Annotated in this window: 19 protein-coding genes; 15 read left to right on the top strand and 4 right to left on the bottom strand. The window is 71.7% G+C overall.

Going from position 1 to position 20,253, the window contains the following annotated elements; translation table 11 throughout:
* Positions 1–41: 41 nt before the first annotated feature.
* The 14 genes from N4G63_RS23040 (at position 42) to N4G63_RS22975 (ending at position 15,222) form a co-directional block, all read left to right on the top strand.
* Entirely contained in the window at positions 42–1,112 is a 1,071-nt protein-coding gene (locus N4G63_RS23040) for a BadF/BadG/BcrA/BcrD ATPase family protein (RefSeq protein ID WP_314600365.1), read from the top strand.
* Complete coding sequence (locus N4G63_RS23035; protein WP_260789963.1) at positions 1,109–2,044, top strand: N-acetylmuramoyl-L-alanine amidase; 936 nt, start codon at positions 1,109–1,111, stop codon at positions 2,042–2,044. The genes N4G63_RS23040 and N4G63_RS23035 overlap by 4 nt, the downstream gene beginning before the upstream one ends.
* A gap of 118 nt (positions 2,045–2,162) precedes the next feature.
* Positions 2,163–3,689, top strand: a complete 1,527-nt coding sequence (locus N4G63_RS23030; protein ID WP_314600364.1) for a glycoside hydrolase family 10-like protein — start codon at positions 2,163–2,165, stop codon at positions 3,687–3,689.
* A 15-nt stretch (positions 3,690–3,704) separates the two neighbouring features.
* Positions 3,705–4,598 carry an N-acetylmuramic acid 6-phosphate etherase gene (locus tag N4G63_RS23025; RefSeq protein WP_260789961.1) on the top strand — a complete coding sequence of 298 codons (894 nt, stop codon included), beginning with the start codon at positions 3,705–3,707 and terminating at the stop codon, positions 4,596–4,598.
* A gap of 93 nt (positions 4,599–4,691) precedes the next feature.
* Complete coding sequence (locus N4G63_RS23020; protein WP_314600363.1) at positions 4,692–5,303, top strand: 3-keto-disaccharide hydrolase; 612 nt, start codon at positions 4,692–4,694, stop codon at positions 5,301–5,303.
* Between the two features lie 71 nt (positions 5,304–5,374).
* Positions 5,375–6,535 (top strand): aminotransferase class V-fold PLP-dependent enzyme, encoded by a 1,161-nt coding sequence (locus tag N4G63_RS23015; protein ID WP_260789959.1) that lies wholly within the window; start codon positions 5,375–5,377, stop codon positions 6,533–6,535.
* A 253-nt stretch (positions 6,536–6,788) separates the two neighbouring features.
* The gene (locus N4G63_RS23010) at positions 6,789–7,988 is read left to right on the top strand and encodes a substrate-binding domain-containing protein (RefSeq protein ID WP_260789958.1); all 1,200 of its coding nucleotides are present in this window, start codon (positions 6,789–6,791) and stop codon (positions 7,986–7,988) included.
* Between the two features lie 187 nt (positions 7,989–8,175).
* On the top strand, positions 8,176–9,582 hold the full coding sequence (locus tag N4G63_RS23005; RefSeq protein WP_260790218.1) for an extracellular catalytic domain type 2 short-chain-length polyhydroxyalkanoate depolymerase: 1,407 nt from the start codon (positions 8,176–8,178) through the stop codon (positions 9,580–9,582).
* Positions 9,583–9,613: 31 nt separating this feature from the next.
* A complete protein-coding gene (locus N4G63_RS23000; protein ID WP_260789957.1) occupies positions 9,614–10,393 on the top strand; it encodes an ABC transporter ATP-binding protein in 780 nt (259 codons plus the stop codon).
* The gene (locus N4G63_RS22995) at positions 10,390–11,130 is read left to right on the top strand and encodes an ABC transporter ATP-binding protein (protein ID WP_260789956.1); all 741 of its coding nucleotides are present in this window, start codon (positions 10,390–10,392) and stop codon (positions 11,128–11,130) included. Before N4G63_RS23000 ends, N4G63_RS22995 begins: the two co-directional genes overlap by 4 nt.
* Positions 11,127–12,152, top strand: coding sequence for a branched-chain amino acid ABC transporter permease (locus N4G63_RS22990; protein ID WP_260789955.1), 1,026 nt, complete (start codon positions 11,127–11,129; stop codon positions 12,150–12,152). Before N4G63_RS22995 ends, N4G63_RS22990 begins: the two co-directional genes overlap by 4 nt.
* Positions 12,153–12,162: 10 nt before the next feature.
* The gene (locus N4G63_RS22985; RefSeq protein WP_314600362.1) at positions 12,163–13,236 is read left to right on the top strand and encodes a branched-chain amino acid ABC transporter permease; all 1,074 of its coding nucleotides are present in this window, start codon (positions 12,163–12,165) and stop codon (positions 13,234–13,236) included.
* A gap of 23 nt (positions 13,237–13,259) precedes the next feature.
* Positions 13,260–14,099 carry an alpha/beta fold hydrolase gene (locus N4G63_RS22980; RefSeq protein WP_260790217.1) on the top strand — a complete coding sequence of 280 codons (840 nt, stop codon included), beginning with the start codon at positions 13,260–13,262 and terminating at the stop codon, positions 14,097–14,099.
* A 67-nt stretch (positions 14,100–14,166) separates the two neighbouring features.
* Positions 14,167–15,222, top strand: coding sequence for an alpha/beta hydrolase family protein (locus tag N4G63_RS22975; RefSeq protein ID WP_260789954.1), 1,056 nt, complete (start codon positions 14,167–14,169; stop codon positions 15,220–15,222).
* Here N4G63_RS22975 and N4G63_RS22970 read toward each other — a convergent pair whose 3' ends face one another.
* From N4G63_RS22970 to N4G63_RS22960, 3 genes are all read right to left on the bottom strand, one after another.
* Positions 15,223–16,803: a sensor histidine kinase gene (locus N4G63_RS22970; protein WP_314600361.1), complete on the bottom strand. Its 1,581-nt coding sequence runs from the start codon at positions 16,801–16,803 to the stop codon at positions 15,223–15,225.
* Positions 16,800–17,525 carry a response regulator transcription factor gene (locus N4G63_RS22965; RefSeq protein WP_260789952.1) on the bottom strand — a complete coding sequence of 242 codons (726 nt, stop codon included), beginning with the start codon at positions 17,523–17,525 and terminating at the stop codon, positions 16,800–16,802. Before N4G63_RS22965 ends, N4G63_RS22970 begins: the two co-directional genes overlap by 4 nt.
* Positions 17,526–17,591: 66 nt before the next feature.
* The gene (locus tag N4G63_RS22960) at positions 17,592–18,383 is read right to left on the bottom strand and encodes a spondin domain-containing protein (protein WP_260789951.1); all 792 of its coding nucleotides are present in this window, start codon (positions 18,381–18,383) and stop codon (positions 17,592–17,594) included.
* A 357-nt stretch (positions 18,384–18,740) separates the two neighbouring features.
* On the opposite strand from N4G63_RS22960, the gene N4G63_RS22955 reads away from it, so the two are divergent.
* Positions 18,741–19,616 (top strand): helix-turn-helix domain-containing protein, encoded by an 876-nt coding sequence (locus N4G63_RS22955; RefSeq protein ID WP_260789950.1) that lies wholly within the window; start codon positions 18,741–18,743, stop codon positions 19,614–19,616.
* 59 nt (positions 19,617–19,675) lie between these two features.
* Here N4G63_RS22955 and N4G63_RS22950 read toward each other — a convergent pair whose 3' ends face one another.
* The gene (locus N4G63_RS22950) at positions 19,676–20,095 is read right to left on the bottom strand and encodes a DUF1161 domain-containing protein (protein ID WP_260789949.1); all 420 of its coding nucleotides are present in this window, start codon (positions 20,093–20,095) and stop codon (positions 19,676–19,678) included.
* Between the last annotated feature and the right edge of the window lie 158 nt (positions 20,096–20,253).

Genomic DNA, 20,253 nt, shown 5'->3' with positions numbered 1-20,253 from the left:
ACTGCACAATGCTTGCGCGCTTGGCTCACCTTGGCCCACCCATGGCGTTTGACGCAGTCCCCCCGCCCGCTTCCCACCCGCCCCTGCAAGCCACGGCTGCGTCCGCGCCGGCCCGCCTGGGCCTGGGCCTGGACGTGGGTGGCACCTCCACCCGCTGGGCGCTGGCCGATGCCGCGGGCCGCCTGCATGCGCAGGGCGACCTGCCGGGCTTTACCGCCGCGCTGCTGGGCCAGCCGCATGGCCAGCAGGCGGCGGCCGAGGTGATGGCGGCGCTGGCGGCGCGCGTGCGCGGCAACGGCCATCCGGTGGGCCGGCCGCTGGTTCTGGGCCCGGTGGCCGCGGTGTGTGCCGGCGTCACCGGCACCGACCGCGCCGGCGGTGCCCTGCTGCGCCAGATGCTGGCCAAGGCCCTGGCCGTGCCCGGGGTGCGCATCGAGATCACCAGCGACATCGAGATGGCCTGCCAGGTGGCCTTTGCGCCGGGTGCGGGTTTTCTGGTCTATGCCGGCACCGGCTCGATCGCCGGCCATGTGGACGCTGGCGGCCAGTTCCACCGCGCCGGCGGCCGCGGCGGCCTGATCGACGACGGCGGCAGCGCGCACTGGATCGCCCGCCAGGCGCTGCGCCGCATCTGGCGCGCCGAAGATGCCGAGCCCGGCGCCTGGCGCCGCTCGGGCATGGCGCGCCGGGTGCTGGCCGACATCGCGCGCGAGGCCGGTGAAGGCGTGGACCTCGACAACGACCTGGGCGACTGGGCCCTCACCCGCCACTGGATCGCGCGCGCCTCGCGCGGCGAGATCGGCCTGCTGGCACGCGCGGTGGCCGCCGCCGACGGGCCGGCCGGCAGCCCGCTGGCCGACGCCGATGCCGCCGCCATCCTCGATGAAGCCGGCCGCGAGCTGGCGCGCCTGGCGCTGGCACTGGCGCAGCGCTTCGGCCCGCGGCCGGTGGCGCTGGCCGGGCGGGCCTTCCTGCTGAGCCCGCGCCTGGCCGCGGCCATGAGCGCGGCCCTGCCCGACACGCTGCCGGTCACCCAGGCGCCGCTGGCCGAAGAGTCCACCGCCGCCGGCGCCGCACGCCGCGCCGCGCGGCTGATGGGCGAGGCGGCATGAAGCCCGCGGCCCGGCCCGCAGCCTGGCCCGCAGCTCGGCCCGCCGCGTGGCCGCCAGCGCGGGCGCGCGGCCTGGTGCCGGGCGGCCTGGCCCTGCTGGCCAGCCTGGCCCTGCTGGGCGGCTGTGCGCAGACCGGCGCGGAGCGCCCCGCGCTGCAGATCGACAGCCAGACCTACCGCGCCCAGGGCCAGGACAGCCGCGTGCAATTCCTGATCCTGCACTACACCGACGAAGACATGGCGCGCTCGGCGCGCATCCTCACCGAGCAGGCGGTGTCGGCGCACTACCTGCTGAGCGACGAGAACCCGCCGCGTGTCTACCGCCTGGTGGACGAGAACCGCCGCGCCTGGCATGCCGGCGCCAGCCACTGGGCCGGCAGCAGCAACCTCAACAGCGCGTCGATCGGCATCGAGATCGTCAACGCCGGCGCCGAGAAAAACGCCGATGGCAGCCAGCGCTTCACGCCCTATCCCGAGGCGCAGATGGACCTGATGCTGGCGCTGGTGCGCGACATCGTGGCGCGGCACCAGATCAAGCCCGAGCGCGTGCTGGGCCACAGCGACATCGCGCCGCAGCGCAAGATCGATCCGGGCCCGCTGTTTCCGTGGTGGCGCCTGGCCGAGGCCGGGCTGATCGCCTGGCCCGACGCCGCGCGCGTGGCCGCCGTGCAGCCGGTGTTCGAGGCGCGGCTGCCCGGCGTGGCCTGGTTCCAGGAGGCGCTGGCCCGGCATGGTTTCCAGGTTGACCGCCATGGCCTGCTGGACGAGCCGACCCGCCGCGTGATCGCCGCCTTCCAGATGAAGTACCGCCCGGCCCGCCACGACGGCCAGCCCGATGCCGAAACCGCCGCCCGGCTGCAGGTGTTGACCGGCCTGGCCCCGCCGCCGGCAGCGGCACCCGCCGCCAACGGCACCGCGCCCGCCACGCCGTGACCGTGCGCGGCGCCGGGCTGGTCGGCCCACCCGCCGCGCGCTGCTGGCCGTGGCCGGCAGCGGGGCGGCGATGGGCGCGGCGCCATGGCTGGCAGGCTGCGCCGGCGCCCCCGCGGCCATGGCCCCCGGCCAGCCCGGCCCCACCACCGCCCCAGCCCCCGCCGGGCCCGCGGCCCCCTTTGATGCCCTGCCCCCGCTGGCCTTGCCCGAGGCCGACCAGCCCGGCGCCGCGCCGCGCGAGCTGCGCGCCGCCTGGGTGGCCAGCGTGGCCCACATCGACTGGCCGGCCCAGCCCGGCCTGCCGGTGGCGGCGCTGCGTGCCAGTGCGCTGGCCCAGATCGAGCGGGCCCAGGCCATCGGCCTGAACGCGCTGATCCTGCAGGTGCGGCCCAGCGCCGATGCGCTGTACCACTCGCCGCTGGAGCCGGCCAGCGAGTACCTCTCGGGCACCCAGGGCCTGCTGCCGGTGGACGAGGCCAGCGGCCAGCCCTTCGACGCGCTGGCCTTCTGGGTGGCCGAGGCCCACCGCCGCGGCATCGAGCTGCACGCCTGGCTCAACCCCTACCGTGCGCGGCACCCATCGGCACGCTCGGCCGCGGCGGGCAGCCATGTGGCGCTGGCGCGGCCCGAGTGGGTGCGCCGCCATGGCGATCTGCTGTGGCTGGACCCCGGCGAGGCCGGCGCACGCGCCCACACCCTGGCCGTGGTGGCCGACGTGGTGCGCCGCTACGACGTGGACGCCATCCACCTGGACGACTACTTCTACCCCTACCCGGTGAAAGACGCGTCCGGCCGCGACCAGCCCTTCGACGACCAGGCCCCCTGGCAGGCCTACCAGGCCGGCGGCGGCCGCCTGGCGCGCGATGACTGGCGGCGCGACAACGTCGATCAGCTGGTGCGCGCGCTCAAGCCGCTGGTGCAGGGCCTCAAGCCCTGGGTGCGCGTGGGCATCAGCCCCTTCGGCATCGGCCGGCCGGCACTGCGGCCGGCGGGCATCAGCGGCTTCAGCCAGTACGACCAGCTGTTTGCCGATGTCGAGCGCTGGTGCGACGAGGGCTGGATGGACGAGCTGGCACCGCAGCTGTACTGGCCACGGGCGCGCACTGCGCAGGCCTTCGAGCCGCTGCTCGACTACTGGCTGGCGCGCAACAGCCACCGCCACCACCTGTGGCCGGGCCTGTTCAGCAGCCGCGTGGCCGATGGCGGCGCCGACCCCTGGCCGGCCGACGAGGTGCTGGCGCAGATCGCGCTGCAGCGCCAGCGCCCCGGCGCGCGCGGCCACATCCACTTCAGCCTGAAGGCCTTGCTGCAAGACCGCGACAGCCTGGCCACACGCCTGCAGCGCGAGGCCTATGCCCAGCCGGCGCTGGTGCCGGCCACACCCTGGCTGCACACCGGCGCCGCGCTGCCGGCCGCGCCGCAGTTGCGGCGCAGCCCGGGCGGCACGCTGCAGCTGGCCAGCGCCGATGGCCAGGCGCCCTGGCGCTGGGCGCTGTGGCGCCGGCGCGCGGGCCAGTGGCGTTTTGACACCCTGCCCGGCCAGCAGCGCCAGCTCGACCCCCAGGCCGCCGACACGCTGATGCTGCAGGCCATCGACCGCCTGGGCGGCGAAGGGCCGCGGCTGGCCTATGGCCTCGATTCCTGAGCCCCCGTGCACCCCATGAGCCCACTCAGTTCCACCGAAACCCCGCACCCGGCGCATGCCGCGCTCGACCTGTACGAAACCCCCGAGCTGCTGGCCGCGCTGATCGGTGACCAGCAGCGCGCCGTGGCCGCCGTGCAGGCCGCCGCGCCGCAGCTGGCGCGGGCGGTGGATGCCGCGGCCCGGCGCCTGGCCGCCGGTGGCCGGCTGATCTATGCCGGCGCCGGCACCAGCGGCCGCCTGGCGGTGCTGGATGCGGTGGAGCTGAACCCGACCTTCAGCTGGTCGCCCGAACGCGCGCCGGCGCTGCTGGCCGGCGGGCCGGGCGCCATGTTCCTGGCCGTGGAAGGGGCCGAGGACGACGGTGCCCAGGGCGCCGAAGACCTGCACCGCCTGGGCCCCACGGCCAACGATGTGGTGTTTGCCATCGCCGCCTCGGGCACCACGCCGTTTGCACTGGGCGTGCTGGCCGCCGGCCGCGCGCTGGGCACGCTGACCATCGGCATGGCCAACAACGCCGGCTCGCCGCTGGTCAGCGAGGCCGAGATCGGCATCGTGCTCGACACCGGGCCCGAGGTCATCTCGGGCAGCACCCGCCTGAAGGCCGGCACGGCGCAGAAGATCGCGCTCAACAGCTTCAGCAGCGCGGTGATGGTGCGGCTGCACAAGGTCTACGGCAACCTGATGGTCGACCTGCGCGCCACCAACGTGAAGCTGGTGCACCGCGCCGTGCGCCTGACCGCCCAGGCCGCCGGCTGCGCGCCGGCCCAGGCCGAAGCCGCGCTGCGCGACAGCGGCTACCGCGTGAAGGTGGCGGTGCTGATGGTGCGCCTGGGCCTGGGCCCCGACGCGGCGCGCAGCCGGCTCGAGGCGCTGCAGGGCAATCTGCGCGCGGCCCTCGGCGAGGCCTGATCCAGCACCCGGCATGCGGGCTTGGCCCGGTGTGCCGCGCCGCGCCGGCCGCTGACAATGCGCGCCATCGTCGCGCCTGCCCCTGGAGATGTCATGCCGCTGTACCGCCGTCAACTGCTGGCCCGTTCGCTGGGCCTGGCCACCGCACCGCTGCTGGGCGCCGGCCTGGCCGGCTGCGCCACCACGCCCGGCTGGACCACGCTGCTCGACGGCCCCGGCCTGAAAGACCTGAACGACTGGTCGCCGCTGGGCCAGGGCCGCTGGAAGATCGTGGACGGCACGCTCGAAGGCCGCGGCGGCACGCTGGGCTACCTGCTCACGCGCGAGGCCTATGCCGATTTCGAGCTGCGCTGCGAGTTCTGGGCCGATGCCGACTGCAACAGCGGTCTGTTTCTGCGCTGCCAGGACCGCGCCAAGGTCAATGCCGACAACGCCTACGAGGTCAACATCTTCGACAAGCGGCCCGACCCCAGCTACGGCACCGCCGCCATCGTCAACGTGGCCAAGGTGGCGCAGCCCGGGCCCAAGGCCGCCGATCGCTGGAACAGCTTCGAGGTGACGGCGCGCGCCGACCGCCTGGTGGTGGTGTTCAACGGCCAGCAGACGGTGGATGTGCGCGATGCCCGCTTTCGCAGCGGCCCGATCGCACTGCAGTCGGCCGGCGGCGTGATCCGCTTTCGCCGCCTGCAGATCCGCACGCTGTAGCCCGCTGCCGCCGACACACGCCGGTGCTAACCTGCCCGGCCCTGCGCGATGCATGACCGAGGAGACGCACCATGCCCGGACTGAACCCCACCGTCGACCCCGACGGCCTGCTGGAATTTTCGGTGGTCTACACCGACCGCGCGCTGAACCACATGTCGCGGCGCTTCCAGGGCGTGATGCGCGACATCTCGGCCACGCTCAGGCAGGTCTACCACGCCCGCTCGGCCATCGTGGTGCCGGGCAGCGGCAGCTTCGGCATGGAGGCGGTGGCGCGCCAGTTCGCCAGCGGCCAGCCCGCGCTGGTGATCCGCAACGGCTGGTTCAGCTACCGCTGGAGCCAGATCTTCGACATGGGCGCCATCCCGTCCGGCCATGAGGTGCTGAAGGCCCGCCGCACCGGCCCCGGCGCGCAAGACCCCTACGCCCCGGCACCGATCGACGAGGTCGAGGCGGCCATCGCCCGCGTGAAGCCGGCGGTGGTGTGCGCCCCGCACGTTGAAACCGCCAGCGGCATGCTGCTGCCCGACGATTACCTGCAGCGCGTGGCCGCCGCCACGCATGCGGCGGGCGGCCTGTTCGTGCTGGACTGCATTGCCTCGGGCTGCCTGTGGGTGGACATGGCGGCCCTTGGCGTGGATGTGCTGGTGAGCGCACCGCAAAAGGGCTGGAGCGGCTCGCCGGGCTGCGCCTTCGTGATGCTGAGCGAGGCCGCCCGTGCGCGCATCGACGCCACCACCAGCAGCAGCTTTGCCTGCGATCTGAAGAAGTGGCTGCAGATCATGGAAACCTATGAAGGCGGCGGCCACGCCTACCACGCCACCCTGCCCACCGACACGCTGGCGCGCAACCGCGACGTGATGGCCGAAAGCGCGGCCTACGGCTTCGAGCGCCTGCGCGCCGAGCAGATCGCGCTGGGCCGCCAGGTGCGCACACTGCTGGCCCGCCACGGCCTGCCCAGCGTGGCCGCGCCGGGCTTCGAGGCGCCCGGCGTGGTGGTGAGCTACACCACCGACGCCACGCTGCAGAACGGCAGCGCCTTCATCGCCCAGGGCCTGCAGACGGCTGCCGGCGTGCCGCTGCAATGCGACGAGGGCCCCGAGTTCAAGACCTTCCGCATCGGCCTGTTCGGCCTGGACAAGCTGCATGCGCCCGAGCGGGCGGTGGCGGCGCTCGAGCGCGCGCTGGCGGTGGTGGCGCCAGTGTCTGAAGCGCAGACAGCCCCGGCCAAATGACTGCTTTTCAGGCAGACCGATCACCCGATCTGTCTGCCTGCCAGGCACTGAAATCCGGCCCTTGTGCCGGATTTCTCGTTTTTGGGCGCCAGAACGGGGCTGAACCTGGCTTGCCCGGCGATTGGAGCCCCATCGACTCAGGGTTTGCACCAGGTTTGTGCGACTCGGCACGCCGGTTGCGTTGAATACCGGCACGACACGCCACCGGCCAACACACGGCGGCGCCCACACAGCCGAGTCAGGAGACCCCGAGATGAACCGACGCCTCTTCCACACCGTTGCCTGGGCCGCCGCGCTGGCCGCCGGCGTGTGCGCCGCGCCTGCCGCCTTTGCCCAGGGCAAGGGCGAGGTGAAGATTGCGCTGATCGCCAGCAAGACCGGGCCGCTGGAGGCTTTCGCCAAGCAGACCATCATCGGCTTCAACCTGGGCCTCGAGTACGCCACCAACGGCACCCTGACGGTGGCCGGCAAGAAGCTGGTGGTGATCGAGAAGGACGACCAGGGCAAGCCCGACGTGGGCAAGAACCTGCTGGCCCAGGCCTATGCCGACGACAAGGTCGACATCGCCGTGGGCCCCACGGCCAGCCCGGTGGCCCTGGCCATGCTGCCGGTGGCCGAGGAGTACAAGAAGATCCTGCTGGTGGAGCCGGCCGTGGCCGACAGCATCACCGGCGACAAGTGGAACAAGTACATCTTCCGCACCGGCCGCAACTCGAGCCAGGACGCCATTGCCAACGCCGCCGCGCTCGACAAGGCCGGCACCAGCATCGTCACGCTGGCGCAGGACAACGCCTTTGGCAAGGATGGCGTCAAGGCCTTCAAGGACGCGGTGAAGAAGGCCAAGCTGGCGCATGAGGAATACCTGCCCGCGGCCACCAGCGATTTCACCGCCGCCGCCCAGCGCATCATCGAGAAGCTGAAGGACCAGCCGGGCCGCAAGATCGTGTGGATCATCTGGGCCGGCGGCAACCCGTTCAAGATCGCCGACCTCGACTTGAAGCGCTACAACATCGAGATCGCCACCGGCGGCAACATCCTGCCGGCCATGACCGCGTACAAGCAGTTCCCCGGCATGGAGGGCGGCCTGTACTACTACTTCGGCATTCCGAAGAACCCGGTCAACGAGTGGCTGGTGGCCAACCACTACACCAAGTACAAGGCGCCGCCCGACTTCTTCACCGCCGGCGGCATGAGCGCGGCCATCGCCGTGGTGGAGGCGCTCAAGAAGACCCAGGGCGACACCAGCACCAACAAGCTGATCGCCACCATGGAAGGCATGAGCTTTGACACGCCCAAGGGCAAGATGACCTTCCGCAAGGAAGATCACCAGGCCATGCAGGACATGTACCACTTCAAGATCAAGGTCGATCCGGCGTTCCCGTGGGGCGTGCCGGAGCTGGTGCGCGAGATCAAGGCGTCTGAAATGGACGTGCCGATCCGCAACAAACGCTGAAGCCAGCGACCTGAAGGAACCTCCCCCGCTGGTCAGTCGGAGGCGCGGGGGTTCCCCGCGGCAGGTTGCGCACAAGACGCGGCCGTCGCTTCCCACCGTTGAGGAGACAAACCCCATGGTTCAACCGGCCCGTTTCGGCCGGCTGGGCAGCGCTTTGCTGTTCGCCGCCGCCTTCACCCCGTTCACGATGCTGCACACCCCCGCCCACGCCGCCAGCGCCCTGCCCGCGCTGGTGCTCGACAAGACCCAGACCACGGTCTCGGGCCTGTCGGCGGGCGGCTTCATGGCCGTGCAGCTGCATGTGGCCTATTCAGCCACCTTTGCCAAGGGCGCCGGCGTGGTGGCCGGCGGGCCGTTCTACTGCGCCGAAGGCTCGGTGGTCAACGCCACCGGCCGCTGCATGACGCGCAGCACCAGCATCCCGGTGGCCAATCTGGTCAGCACCACCAAAAGCTGGGCAAGCAGCGGATTCATCGACCCGGTGGCCAACCTGCAGGGCAGCAAGGTCTACCTGTTCTCGGGCACGGCCGACAACACCGTCAAGCCGGCGGTGATGAACGACCTGAAGACCTACTACGCCAGCTTCGTGCCGGCGGCCAACGTGGTGGTCAAGAACAACCTCGCGGCCGGCCACGCGATGGTCACCGACGACACCGGCGCCAGCTGCGGCACCACCGCCTCGCCCTACATCAACAACTGCGGCTTCGATCTGGCAGGCGCCATGCTGCAGCAGCTGTACGGCACGCTGAACCCACGCAACAACGGCGCGCTGGGCGGCAGCTTCATCGAGTACGACCAGGGCGCCTTCATCACCGGCCACGGCATGGCCGCCACCGGCTGGGCCTATGTGCCGGCCGCGTGCAGCACGGGCAGCCCAGCGGGTGGCGCTTGCAAGCTGCATGTGGTGCTGCATGGCTGCAAGCAGAACGCGGCAGACATCGGCACCCAGTACGTGCGCAACACCGGCTACAACCGCTGGGCCGACACCAACAAGATCGTGCTGCTCTATCCGCAGACGGGCACCGGCGCCACCAACAGCTGCTGGGACTGGTGGGGCTACGACAGCGCCAACTACAGCAAGAAGAGCGGCCCGCAGATGGCGGCCATCAAGGCCATGGTCGACCGCCTGGGCAGCGGCACGCCGCCTGCCAACCTGGCCGCGCCCACCGGCGTGGCCACCTCGGGCGCCACGGCCAGCAGCCTGGTCATCAGCTGGGGCACGGTGAGCGGCGCTGCGGGCTACAACGTGTACCGCGCGGCCACCCGGGCCAACAGCACGCTGGTGGCCGGCAGCAGCTACACCGACAGCGGCCTGGCCAGCGGCAGCACCTACAGCTACACCGTGCGCGCGGTGGATGCCAACGGCGCCGAAGGCCCGGCCTCGGCCAGCGCCACCGGCAGCACCACCGGCACGGCGGCCGTGTGCTTCACCGCCAGCAACTACGCCCACACCACGGCCGGCCGCGCCACGCAAAGCGGCGGCTATGCCATCGCCAACGGCAGCGGCCAGAACATGGGCCTGTGGAACACCTTCACCACCACCACGCTGAAGCAGACCGGCCCGAACTACTACGTGATCGGCACCTGTCCCTGACCGGCGCCCTTTGAAGTCCCGCCCCGCACCCATGCTCGAAACCAAGAACCTCACCATCCGCTTCGGCGGCCACGTGGCGGTGGACCATGTCTCGTGCGCCTTCGCGCCCGGCACGCTCACCGCCATCGTCGGCCCCAATGGCGCCGGCAAGACCACCTACTTCAACCTGATCTCGGGCCAGTTGCCGGCCAGCGAGGGGCAGGTGCTGCTGGATGGCGAGGACATCACCGCGCTGCCGGCCCCGCTGCGCACGCGGCGCGGGCTGGGGCGGGCCTTCCAGCTCACGCAGCTGTTCCCCAACCTCACGGTGCGCGAGAACGTGCGCCTGGCCATCCAGGCGCGCGAGGCGGGCCGCGGCAACGGCGGCGGCCTGGGCGGGGTGGATCTGCTGCGCGTGTGGCTCGACCGCAAGGCCTGGATCAGCGAAGCCCAGGCCATCCTCGAGCAGGTGCGCCTGGCCGACAAGCACGATGTGCACGCCAGCGCCCTGCCGCATGGCGACCAGCGCAAGCTCGAGGTGGCGATGCTGATCGCCCTCGACCCCAAGGTGTTCATGTTCGACGAACCCACCGCCGGCATGAGCGTGGACGAGGTGCCGGTGATCCTGGACCTCATCCGCGCACTCAAGAAAAAGCGCGACTGCACCATCTTGCTGGTGGAACACAAGATGGACGTGGTGCGCGAGCTGAGCGACCGCATCATCGTGCTGCACAACGGCCAGCTGGTGGCCGATGGCGAGCCGGCCACGGTGATCGCCTCGCCTGTCGTTCAACAAGCCTATCTGGGCATGGCGGCAGAAGAAGAAGCATGAGCACCCGCCCCATCCTCACGCTCAAGGGCGTGCACACCCACATCGGCGCGTACCACATCCTGCATGGCGTCGACTTCGAGGTGCCGGCCGGCGAGGTGACCATGCTGCTGGGCCGCAACGGCGCCGGCAAGACCACCACGCTGCGCACCATCATGGGCCTGTGGCAGGCCAGCCAGGGCCAGCTGGCGTTCCAGGGCCGTGCGCTCAACGGCCTGGCCACGCCCGACATCGCCACGCGCGGCATCGCCTACGTGCCCGAGAACATGGGCATCTTCAGCGACCTCACGGTGAAGGACAACATGGTGCTGGCCGCCCGCTCGGCCCGCCATGCCGGCGAGCTGGACACGCAGCGCCTGGAATGGATCTTCGGCCTGTTTCCGGCACTCAGGAAGTTCTGGCTCTACCCGGCAGGCAAGCTGAGCGGCGGCCAGAAGCAGATGCTGGCCGTGGCCCGCGCCATCTGCGAGCCGCGCGCGCTGATCCTGATCGACGAGCCCAGCAAGGGCCTGGCGCCGTCGATCATCCAGAACCTGATCACCGCCTTCAATGAGCTGAAGCGCCAGCAGACCACCATCTTGCTGGTGGAGCAGAACTTCATGATGGCCAAGGCCCTGGGCGACAGCGTGGCCGTGATGGACGACGGCCGCGTGGTGCACCGCGGCCGCATGCAGGAACTGGCCGAAGACGAATCGCTGCAACAACGCCTTCTGGGCCTTTCTCTCGGAGCCCACCAATGAGCGCCACCACCGTTGCCGCGCCGGCCACCGCCGCCGCGGCCATTCCGAAGGCGAACTTCGACTGGAAGCCGATCTTTCTGCTGCTGGCGCTGATGGCCATCGGCCTGCCCGCCGTGGGCAGCGGCAGCACCTGGGTCACGCTCACCGTGGCCGGGCTGGCGATGGGCCTGATCATCTTCGTCATCGCCTCGGGCCTGACCCTGGTGTTCGGCCTGATGGACGTGCTGAACTTCGGCCACGGCGTGTTCATCGCGCTCGGTGCCTTCGTGGCCACCAGCGTGATGGGCGGCATGGCCGGCTGGGCCGGCGATTCGGGCCTGAGCCAGATCGTCAGCATCTTTGCCGCCATGGGGGTGGCCATGGCCGTGGCCGGCGCCATCGGCTGGGCCTTCGAGCGCGTGATCGTGCGGCCGGTGTACGGCCTGCACCTCAAGCAGATATTGATCACCATGGGCGGCATGATCGTGGGCGAGGAGATCATCAAGGTGATCTGGGGCCCGCTGCAGATTGCGCTGCCGCTGCCCGAGGCGCTGCGCGGCGCCTGGTATGTCGGCGACGCCGCGGTCGAGAAGTACCGCGTACTGGCCTCGCTGATCGGCCTGGCGGTGTTTGCGGCCATGGCCTTCACGCTCAACCGCACCAAGGTGGGCCTGCTGATCCGCGCCGGCGTGCAGGACCGCGAGATGGTCGAGAGCCTGGGCTACCGCATCAAGCGCCTGTTTGTCGGCGTGTTCGTGGCCGGCTCGGGCCTGGCCGGCCTGGGCGGCGTGCTGTGGGGCCTGTACCAGCAGAACGTCACGCCGCAGATCGGCGCCCAGGTCAATACGCTGACCTTCATCGTCATCATCATCGGCGGCCTGGGCAGCACGCTGGGCTGCTTTGTGGGTGCGCTGCTGGTGGGCCTGATGGCCAACTACACCGGCTTTCTGGCGCCCAAGGTGGCCTTGTTCTCGAACATCGGCCTGATGGTGGCCATCCTGCTGTGGCGGCCGCAGGGCCTGTACCCGGTCACCAACCGTTGAGCGCCCGGTCATGCTGAATCGAATCCTCTCGCACGACCTGCCACGCAGCCGCTGGCTGGCGCTGGCGCTGATCGTCATCGCCGTGGCCCTGGCGGTGGCGCCGTTTGCCTTTCCGGGCAGCAAGGCGCTGGGTGTGGCGGCCAAGATGCTGGTGTTCATCCTGCTGGTGGCCAGCTACGACCTGCTGCTGGGCTACACCGGCATCGTGAGCTTTGCGCACACCATGTTCTTCGGCATCGGTGCCTACGGCGTGGCCATCGCCAGCACCCGCCTGGGCGAGGGCTGGGGCGCGGTGGGGCTGGGCCTGGCCGCGGCGCTGGCGGTGTCGCTGCTGCTGTCGCTGGTGATCGGGCTGTTCTCGCTGCGGGTCAAGGCCATCTTCTACGCGATGATCACGCTGGCCGTGGCCTCGGCCTTCCAGACCCTGGCCTCGCAGATGAGCGAGCTGACCGGCGGCGAGGACGGCCTGAGCTTCAAGAACCCGGCCTGGCTGAGCCCCAGCTTCGAGCCCTTCGAGAACCCGCTGCTGGGCGTGACGGTGGACGGCAAGCTGTTTGCCTACTACGCCATCTTCGTGGCCGTGGCGCTGCTGTTTCTGCTGCTGCTGCGCATCGTCAACTCGCCCTTCGGCCGCGTGCTGCAGGCCATCCGCGAGAACGACTTCCGCGCCGAGGCCATCGGCTACCGCACGGTGGTGTTCCGCACGCTGAGCAATGTGCTGGCGGCGCTGTTTGCCACGGTGGCCGGCGCACTGCTGGCGCTGTGGCTGCGCTACACCGGGCCCGACACCACGCTGAGCTTCGAGATCATGCTCGACATCCTGCTGATCGTGGTGATCGGCGGCATGGGCACGATGTATGGCGCGGTGCTGGGCAGCGTGCTGTTCGTGCTGGCGCAGAACTACCTGCAAGACCTGCTGACCCTGGGCGCCAGCGCGGTGGCCGAGGTGCCGGTGCTCAATGCCCTGGTGTCGCCCGACCGCTGGCTGCTGTGGCTGGGCGTGCTGTTCGTGCTGAGCGTGTACCACTTTCCCAGCGGCGTGGTGGGCAAGCTGCGTGCGATGGCGCTGCGCTTCCACCCCTGAACCCGGCCGCCAGCGAGACCGCCATGGACCCCACCTCGAACTACCTCGTCTGCGCCGGGCGCGAGCTGCACTACACCGAATGGGGTGCGCAGCATGCCGACACCGTGATCGCCTGGCATGGCCTGGCGCGCACCGGCCGCGACATGGACGACATGGCCGCGCACCTCAGCAAGCGCTGGCGCGTGATCTGCCCCGACACGCTGGGCCGCGGCCTCAGCCAGTGGAGCCCGGCGCCCGACAGCGAGTACTGCCTGGGCTTTTACGAGCAGCTGGCGGTGAGCCTGCTCGACCAGCTGGGCATCCACCAGTGCCTGTGGCTGGGCACCAGCATGGGCGGCGCCATCGGCCTGCACGCGGCGGCGGCGGGCCTGCGCGGCCGCATCCGCCGCCTGGTGATGAACGACATCGGCCCCGAGCTGGCCGCACCGGCCGTGGCGCGCATCCGCAGCTATGCCGGCAGCCCGCCCGCCTTTGCCACCGTGGGCGAGCTGGAGCAGTACTTCCGCACCGTCTACAAACCCTATGGCTGGCTGAGCGACGCGCAGTGGCGCCGGCTCACCGAAACCAGCACCCGCCGCCTGCCCGATGGCCGCGTGACACCGCACTACGACCCCGCGATGGTGCGCCAGTTCATCGCCCACCCGACCGACTACGACCAGTGGCCGGCCTGGGACAGCCTGGAGATCCCGGTGCTGGTGCTGCGCGGCCAGGACAGCGACCTGCTGCTGCCCGAGGTGGCCGAGGCCATGCGCAACCGCGGCCCGCGCGCGGTGGTGGTCACCATGCCCGATTGCGGCCATGCCCCGGCGCTGAACACGCCCGAGCAGTACGCCTTGGTGGAACGTTTCTTCGCCGCGGCCTGAATCATCGATCGGGCGGCGCCGCGGCGCCCATCAGTTGCCCCGTCGTGACCGAAACCAGGAGACGAGGATGATCGAACGCAGCCACCCCAACACCAAAACTGCGCGGCACACCGCTGCGCCGCCGCGCCGCCACGCGGGCGCACGCACGCTGGCCCTGGCCGCCGTGCTGGCCGGCAGCGCCGCGCTGACCCAGGCCGCCGGCACCGTGGGCAGCAGTCTGCCGGAGAACTTTCCGGTCATCGAGGATGCGTCGCTGGGCCGGCCGGTGATCGGCTTCGGCGCCGCCGGCCCGCTGCAGCGCACGCCGGTGATCTTTCTGCACGGCAACAACGACACGCCCTATCCCACCGCCTGCAGCCGCTACGGCAATGCCCAGGCCTTTGCCCAGCACCTGGCCAACAGCGGCTGGGCCCTCAGCGAGCTGTGGGGCCTGGGCTACCAGGGCGATCAGTGCAACCTGGCTGCCGACCAGACCCAGCGCTCGCGCATCGGCCACAGCAACCAGGCCAACGTGCCCGACCTGCGCCGCTTTGTGGCCGCGGTGCTGGCCTACACCGGCGCCAGCAAGGTCGACATCGTGGCCCACAGCCTGGGCGTGACGCTGGCGCGCGAGTGGATGCGCCAGGACGGTGCCCACCACCAGGTGCGCCGCTTCGTGGCGGTGGACGGCCCCAACCGCGGCATCATCAACTGCAGCCCGTCGCCGCTGAACTACTTTCAGGCCGCCTCGCAGGGCGGCTTCACGCCCGCCAGCGAGGTCTGCCAGGAGCTGGGCTCGCCGAACACGCCCTTCCTGAAGCGCCTGAACGCGGCCGACGAGGCCGGCTGGTACCAGCCGCGCGAGATCACGCCGCGGCCACGCGTGCTGGTGATCCGCAACACCGACGCCAGCTTCGTCTACATGCCGCTGCAGGACGGCTTCATCCCGCCCGTGCCGGCCATCGACAGCCTGGGCCAGCCCACCGACTTTTCGCGCAGCGCCAGCCTGAAGGGCGCGCGCGAGATCGGCCTGAGCGGCCAGGGGGCCTACGACCCGCTGCTGCGCACAGGCCACATCGGCATCTTCAACTCACCGCAGACCTGGGACCTGACGGTGGAGTTCCTGTCGGGCCACGGCCGCTGATCAGGCCGCCAGCGGCAGCGCCAGGCACAGGCGTGTGCCGCCCTGCGGTGCCTGCAGCGGGCGCAGGCTGCCGCCATGCAGCTGGGCCACGCGCTGGGCAATGGCCAGCCCGAGCCCGCCCAGGCCGCCGCTGCGCCGGCGCACCGGCGGCTCGCGCAGCGACTGGCCCTGGTCCAGGCGCGCATGCAGCTCCTCGGGCAGGCCCGGGCCGTCGTCCTCGACCAGCACCTCGGCCAGATCGCCGGCCAGGCGCAGGCTCACCCGCACCGGCTGGCGCGGCGGCGCGTGGCGCACCGCGTTGTCGATCAGGTTGGTCAGCGCCCGCTCGACCAGCTGCAGGTCGGCGTCCAGCTCCAGGCGGCCCGGTGGCACGCCCTGCAGGCTGACCTGCGGCGTGGCGCCGTGCAGCGCGAACTTCTGCACCGCGTCGCTCACCAGCTCGGCCAGGCTGAAGCGCTCGCGCTGCAGCACCTGGCCGGGGGCCTGCAGCGCCGCCAGCTCGAACAGCTGCTGCGACAGGCGGTTGACCCGCCGGCTCTGGGCCAGCGCCACCTGCAGCAGCGTGTCGCGCCGGGCTGCGCCGGCCGCCGTCTCGCTGGCCAGGGCCTCGAGGTGGCCGTGCAGCGCGGTCAGCGGCGAGCGCAGGTCGTGCGCCAGGCTGGCCATCATCTCGCGGTGGTCGGCGGCCAGGTGTTGCTCGCGCTCGGCCTGCGCCTGCAGGCGCTGCGTCATGCGCTCAAAGGCCTGCTCGATGGCCTGCACCTCGTCACCCACCGGCGGCGGCGCCGGCAGCGCCGCGGCGCTGGCCGGGCCGGGCCCCGGCGCCGCGCCGCCGTGGCGCTGGTAGCTGGCCAGGCGCCCGGCCAGCCGGTGCAGCGGCCGGGTCAGCTGCCGAACGCTGAACAGGCCCACGCCCAGCGTGGCCAGCAGGCCGATGGCGGCGGCCAGTGCCGCACCGCGCCAGACCGGCCAGGCGCCCAGCTGGCCCGCCACCTGCACCCGCGCTGCGCCATCGAGCACGATGTACAGATAGCCTGGCGGCCGCAGGTCGCCGGCACGCACCGGGAACATCGCCGCGCTGAAGATGCGCGGCACGCCCGAGCCCATCGGGTCGGTGCCGCGCAGCGGCAAACCGGCGCCGGCCAGAAAGGCGCGCACCGGGCCCAGATCGACCTGCGGCTGGCGCACCATGCCGGGCTCGCCGATGTAGTGCTGCACCTGGCCGTCGGCGTCCAGCAGGTAGACCTGCACGCCGGGGTTCACGGTCATCAGCATGGTCAGCAAGGCGGCGCGGGCGCTGCGCTCGGCGGCGTCGCGGTCGGGCGCGCTGATCTCGGGCCAGTGGCCCACGATGTGGCCGGCCAGGCCATGCGACAGGCGTTGCAGCGCCTCCTGCTCCTGCTGCTGCGAGACATGGCGCCCGAGCAGCGCCACCAGGCCGCCAAAGGCCAGCAGCAGCAGCGCCAGCACCAGCGACAGCCGGGTCGAGAACGCGCGCCGGGCGCGCGGCGGCGGGCCCACTGGTGCACCGTCAGGCTGGGCCGTCGGGCCTTCGGCCTGGGGGCGGCCCGGCGTGCTCATGGCGGGTGCGGCGGCGGGCTGCCGCCGTCGGGTTCGAAGCGGTAGCCCACGCCCCACACGGTGACCACGCGGCGCGGCTCGCGCGGGTTGTCCTCGATGCGGCTGCGCAGCCGGTTGATGTGCGAGTTGACGGTGTGCTCGTAACCGTCAAAGCCCTCGCCCCACACCCGGCGCAGCAGCTCATGGCGGCTGAAGGGCCGGCCCGGGTGCTTCAGCAGAAACAGCAGCAGGTCGAACTCGCGCAGCGTCAGCGGCAGCACCTGGTTGTCACGCGTGAGCTCGCGCCGCACCGTGTCGAGCCGAAAGGGCCCGAACTGGAACTGCTCGCGCGCCGCCTGGCCGCTGCCGCGCAGCTGCGCAATGCGCCGCAGCAGCGCCCGGATGCGCGCCACCAGCTCGAGCATCGAGAAGGGCTTGGCCATGTAGTCGTCGGCCCCCAGCTCCAGCCCCAGCACGCGGTGGGCCTCGGCCGAGCGCGCGCTGAGCATGATCACCGGCACATCGGCATGGCGGGCGCGCAGGTGGCGGCAGACCTCCCAGCCATCGGCACCGGGCAGCATCAGGTCGAGCAGCACCAGATCCCAGCGCTGGCGATCGATGGCCGCCATGGCGTGGCGGCCATCGGCCTCGCGGTGCAGGCGGTAGCCGGCGTCCTCGAGGTGCAGGCGCAGCGCATCGGCGATGGCGTCGTCGTCTTCAACCAGCAGCAGGTGTTCGTTCATGCAGGGCCGCGCCGCAAAGCGGCGGCGCCGGCGGCCGATTGGAACATTGCGCCCACGCCGGCGCAGTCAGGCCGCCGGCAGGCCGCGGCGGCGCGCCATGCGGCCCAGCATCAGCAGGCCGGCGGCCATCAGCGCATAGCTGCCGGGCTCGGGCACGGCCGACACGGCAAAGCCGATGCGGTAGACCTCGCTGTCGGCCGACAAGGCGCTGTGAACGCTGTAGCCGGCGCCGGTGGTCAGGCCGTTGAAGGCCGCCAGCTCGGCAAAGTTGAAGGCCACCACCGAGTGCTGCGGGCGCCGCAGGTCGTTGTTGCCCACGAAGGCCGCGGCCGCGGGATCGAACACCTCCGAGCCGGCATCCCAGATCTCGCTGGCGCGCACACCGATGCTGGCCTGGGCCAGCTGGCCCTGGCCGTCGAACAGGCGGTGCGCGGTGGCGCTGTCGTTGCCGATGAACAGGTCGTTGCTGGGCACCGCCATGGCGGCAAAGGTGAAGAAGGGGTTCAGCGCGGTGTCCACGCGCAGCGTCAGGCTGCTGCTGGCGCCGGGCAGCAGCAGGCCGCCCACGGTGCCGCGCGTGGCCAGCGGATCGGCCGCCGCAAAGGCCGCCTGCCAGGCGCCGCCAGCGCCGCCCTCGGCCACCGACACGATGGCCGCCTGGGCCACCTCGCCCAGGTTGAAGGCATCAAAACGGCCGGCATGAAAACCCACATGCAGGGGCGCAAAGCTGATGCCCTGGGCGGGCACCAGGTTCTGCACCGTCACGGTCACATCCACCATGGCGGCGTGGGCCGAGGCGCACAGCGCCAGCGTGGCAGAGGCCAGCAGCCGCAGGCTGCGCGAAAGTGTCGGGGTCATGGCAGAACTCCTGGCAATCAGATCGGGTTGAGGGGCTGAACAGCGCCTGGCCACACCGGGGTGGCCAGCCGCCAGCCGATGCTAGGAAGGCCGGCTCCCGCAAACCTCCGGCAAAGTTCACCGGGACGGGAGGTGGGCGGCGGCGATGCGCTGGCCCTGCCAAACCCACCCGCTACGGGCTAACCCGCAAGGGAAAGTCTGGCCGTGTCGGGTGGCCGGGCGGCGCCGCGGCGGCCTGGCCAGTGCCTATGCTGGCGCATGGGCTCGTTTTGTCGCCTGGGCAGCAGCCGGGGCGGGCGGCCCCGACGATGATGCGGCCGGGCCGGCACGCGCCGCGCACCCCAGGAGACAAACAAGATGCAGACGACCTCCGACGGCTTGTCGGTGCCGGCCAGCGGGCATGCGCCGCGCCGCTGCACCAGTGCCGACCGGCTGATGTGGATCTCGCTCGACCGGGTGTTCTATGTGGGCCTGCTGGGCGCGCCGTCGGTGCGCACCATGGGCAGCATCGGGGCCTATGTGGCGCTGGATGGCGACATCCAGATCCGCACCGAGCATGGCCCGGGCGGGCTCGACGGCGCCTGGCAGCGCACCGATCTGGCGGTGGTGCAGCCCTATGTGCGCCACCAGGTGGCCTGCGAGGGCCGCCACATCGCGGCCTTGATGCTCGAGCCCGAGAGCGTCGATCTGGCCCAGCTGCCGCCGCTGCTGCGCCAGCCCAGCGGTGCGGTGCACGATGCCGGCTTTGTGGCCCATGTGCGCGCCTGCCATGCCCGGCTGGCAGCGGCCGGCCGGAGCCTGGATCTGCAGCTGGAGGATTTTGACCACCTGCTGTTCGGCCGGGCGCTGCCGCCGCGGCAGATCGATGCGCGCATCGCGGCGGTGCTCGACCGCATCAAGCGCGACCCCGCCGCACCGGCGCTGGCCGAAGACTTTGCGGTGCAGGCGCGGCTGTCGTTCTCGCGCTTTCTGCACCTGTTCAAGCAGGAGGTGGGGGCGCCGTTTCGCAGCCTGCGCACCTGGAAGCGCGCGCGCAGCCTGCTGCACTACGTGAACCGCGAGACCAATCTGGCGCATGTGGCGCTGGATGCCGGCTACCCCGACAGCACGCACTTCAGCCACTCGATCCGCCAGGTGTATGGCCTGAAGCCGCGCGACATCTTTGCCGGCAGCCGCAAGCTGCGGGTCATCGACCCCCAGCCGCCGCGCGACGGCGAGCGCCTGACGCCCTGACGCCCTCACGCCCTGTGCCGTGCGCCGTGCGCCGTGCGCCGTGCGCCGTGCGCCGGCGCTCAGCGCCGGCAGGGGCCGTCGAGGTAGCGTTCGCCGTCGAAGCATTCCACCAGCATCACGTCGTCCTTGCGCACCGGCTTGCGCATGCTGGCCGGCTCGCTGGCGCGCGGGCGGTTGAGCGCGGTGCTGGCGCTGGTGGGCAGGGCCGCGGTCTGCCCGGGCTCGGTCGTCTGCAGCACCAGCCGGCGCGTGCCGTTCTCGCAGCTGCCGAGCACGCGACCGCCGCGCAGCGAGGCAGCGTCGACGATGGCGATCGGGGCCTGCGGCAGGCCGCCGCGCGCCAGCTTGTCGGCGATGCTCTGGCGCAGCTCCTCGCAGCCGATGGCCTGGGCGGCGGACGGGGCGGCCAGCGCCACCCAGGCCAGCAGGGCCGCGGGCAGCGGGATCAGCCGGGACGGGCTGCGGAACAAGGCGGACATGGTGACGGGCCTGAGCAAGGGGCGGCCAGCTTAGCCGCGCAGCGCACCTGAAAACAGCGGCAGATCTGTCAAAGCCGCTGCAAGTTGCAAGGCAGGCGGGCGGGCGGGCCTGCCGCGCGCCCCCGCCCCCGCCCCTGCCTCCGCCGCACGGCGCGGCC

The sequence above is a fragment of the Aquabacterium sp. OR-4 genome (genome assembly GCF_025290835.2).
GTDB lineage: Bacteria > Pseudomonadota > Gammaproteobacteria > Burkholderiales > Burkholderiaceae_C > Pseudaquabacterium.
Note: the sequence above shows the minus strand (reverse complement) of the source record. Positions and strands in the feature narration are given on the sequence as shown.

What these genes read in the sequence shown, in the direction of transcription:
- N4G63_RS23040 (WP_314600365.1), top strand. Translation starts at nt 42, where the DNA reads ATGGCGTTTGACGCAGTCCCCCCGCCCGCTTCCCACCCGCCCCTGCAA.
- N4G63_RS23035 (WP_260789963.1), top strand. Translation starts at nt 1,109, where the DNA reads ATGAAGCCCGCGGCCCGGCCCGCAGCCTGGCCCGCAGCTCGGCCCGCC.
- N4G63_RS23030 (WP_314600364.1), top strand. Translation starts at nt 2,163, where the DNA reads ATGGCCCCCGGCCAGCCCGGCCCCACCACCGCCCCAGCCCCCGCCGGG.
- N4G63_RS23025 (WP_260789961.1), top strand. Translation starts at nt 3,705, where the DNA reads ATGAGCCCACTCAGTTCCACCGAAACCCCGCACCCGGCGCATGCCGCG.
- N4G63_RS23020 (WP_314600363.1), top strand. Translation starts at nt 4,692, where the DNA reads ATGCCGCTGTACCGCCGTCAACTGCTGGCCCGTTCGCTGGGCCTGGCC.
- N4G63_RS23015 (WP_260789959.1), top strand. Translation starts at nt 5,375, where the DNA reads ATGCCCGGACTGAACCCCACCGTCGACCCCGACGGCCTGCTGGAATTT.
- N4G63_RS23010 (WP_260789958.1), top strand. Translation starts at nt 6,789, where the DNA reads ATGAACCGACGCCTCTTCCACACCGTTGCCTGGGCCGCCGCGCTGGCC.
- N4G63_RS23005 (WP_260790218.1), top strand. Translation starts at nt 8,176, where the DNA reads ATGCTGCACACCCCCGCCCACGCCGCCAGCGCCCTGCCCGCGCTGGTG.
- N4G63_RS23000 (WP_260789957.1), top strand. Translation starts at nt 9,614, where the DNA reads ATGCTCGAAACCAAGAACCTCACCATCCGCTTCGGCGGCCACGTGGCG.
- N4G63_RS22995 (WP_260789956.1), top strand. Translation starts at nt 10,390, where the DNA reads ATGAGCACCCGCCCCATCCTCACGCTCAAGGGCGTGCACACCCACATC.
- N4G63_RS22990 (WP_260789955.1), top strand. Translation starts at nt 11,127, where the DNA reads ATGAGCGCCACCACCGTTGCCGCGCCGGCCACCGCCGCCGCGGCCATT.
- N4G63_RS22985 (WP_314600362.1), top strand. Translation starts at nt 12,163, where the DNA reads ATGCTGAATCGAATCCTCTCGCACGACCTGCCACGCAGCCGCTGGCTG.
- N4G63_RS22980 (WP_260790217.1), top strand. Translation starts at nt 13,260, where the DNA reads ATGGACCCCACCTCGAACTACCTCGTCTGCGCCGGGCGCGAGCTGCAC.
- N4G63_RS22975 (WP_260789954.1), top strand. Translation starts at nt 14,167, where the DNA reads ATGATCGAACGCAGCCACCCCAACACCAAAACTGCGCGGCACACCGCT.
- N4G63_RS22970 (WP_314600361.1), bottom strand. Translation starts at nt 16,803, where the DNA reads ATGAGCACGCCGGGCCGCCCCCAGGCCGAAGGCCCGACGGCCCAGCCT.
- N4G63_RS22965 (WP_260789952.1), bottom strand. Translation starts at nt 17,525, where the DNA reads ATGAACGAACACCTGCTGCTGGTTGAAGACGACGACGCCATCGCCGAT.
- N4G63_RS22960 (WP_260789951.1), bottom strand. Translation starts at nt 18,383, where the DNA reads ATGACCCCGACACTTTCGCGCAGCCTGCGGCTGCTGGCCTCTGCCACG.
- N4G63_RS22955 (WP_260789950.1), top strand. Translation starts at nt 18,741, where the DNA reads ATGCAGACGACCTCCGACGGCTTGTCGGTGCCGGCCAGCGGGCATGCG.
- N4G63_RS22950 (WP_260789949.1), bottom strand. Translation starts at nt 20,095, where the DNA reads ATGTCCGCCTTGTTCCGCAGCCCGTCCCGGCTGATCCCGCTGCCCGCG.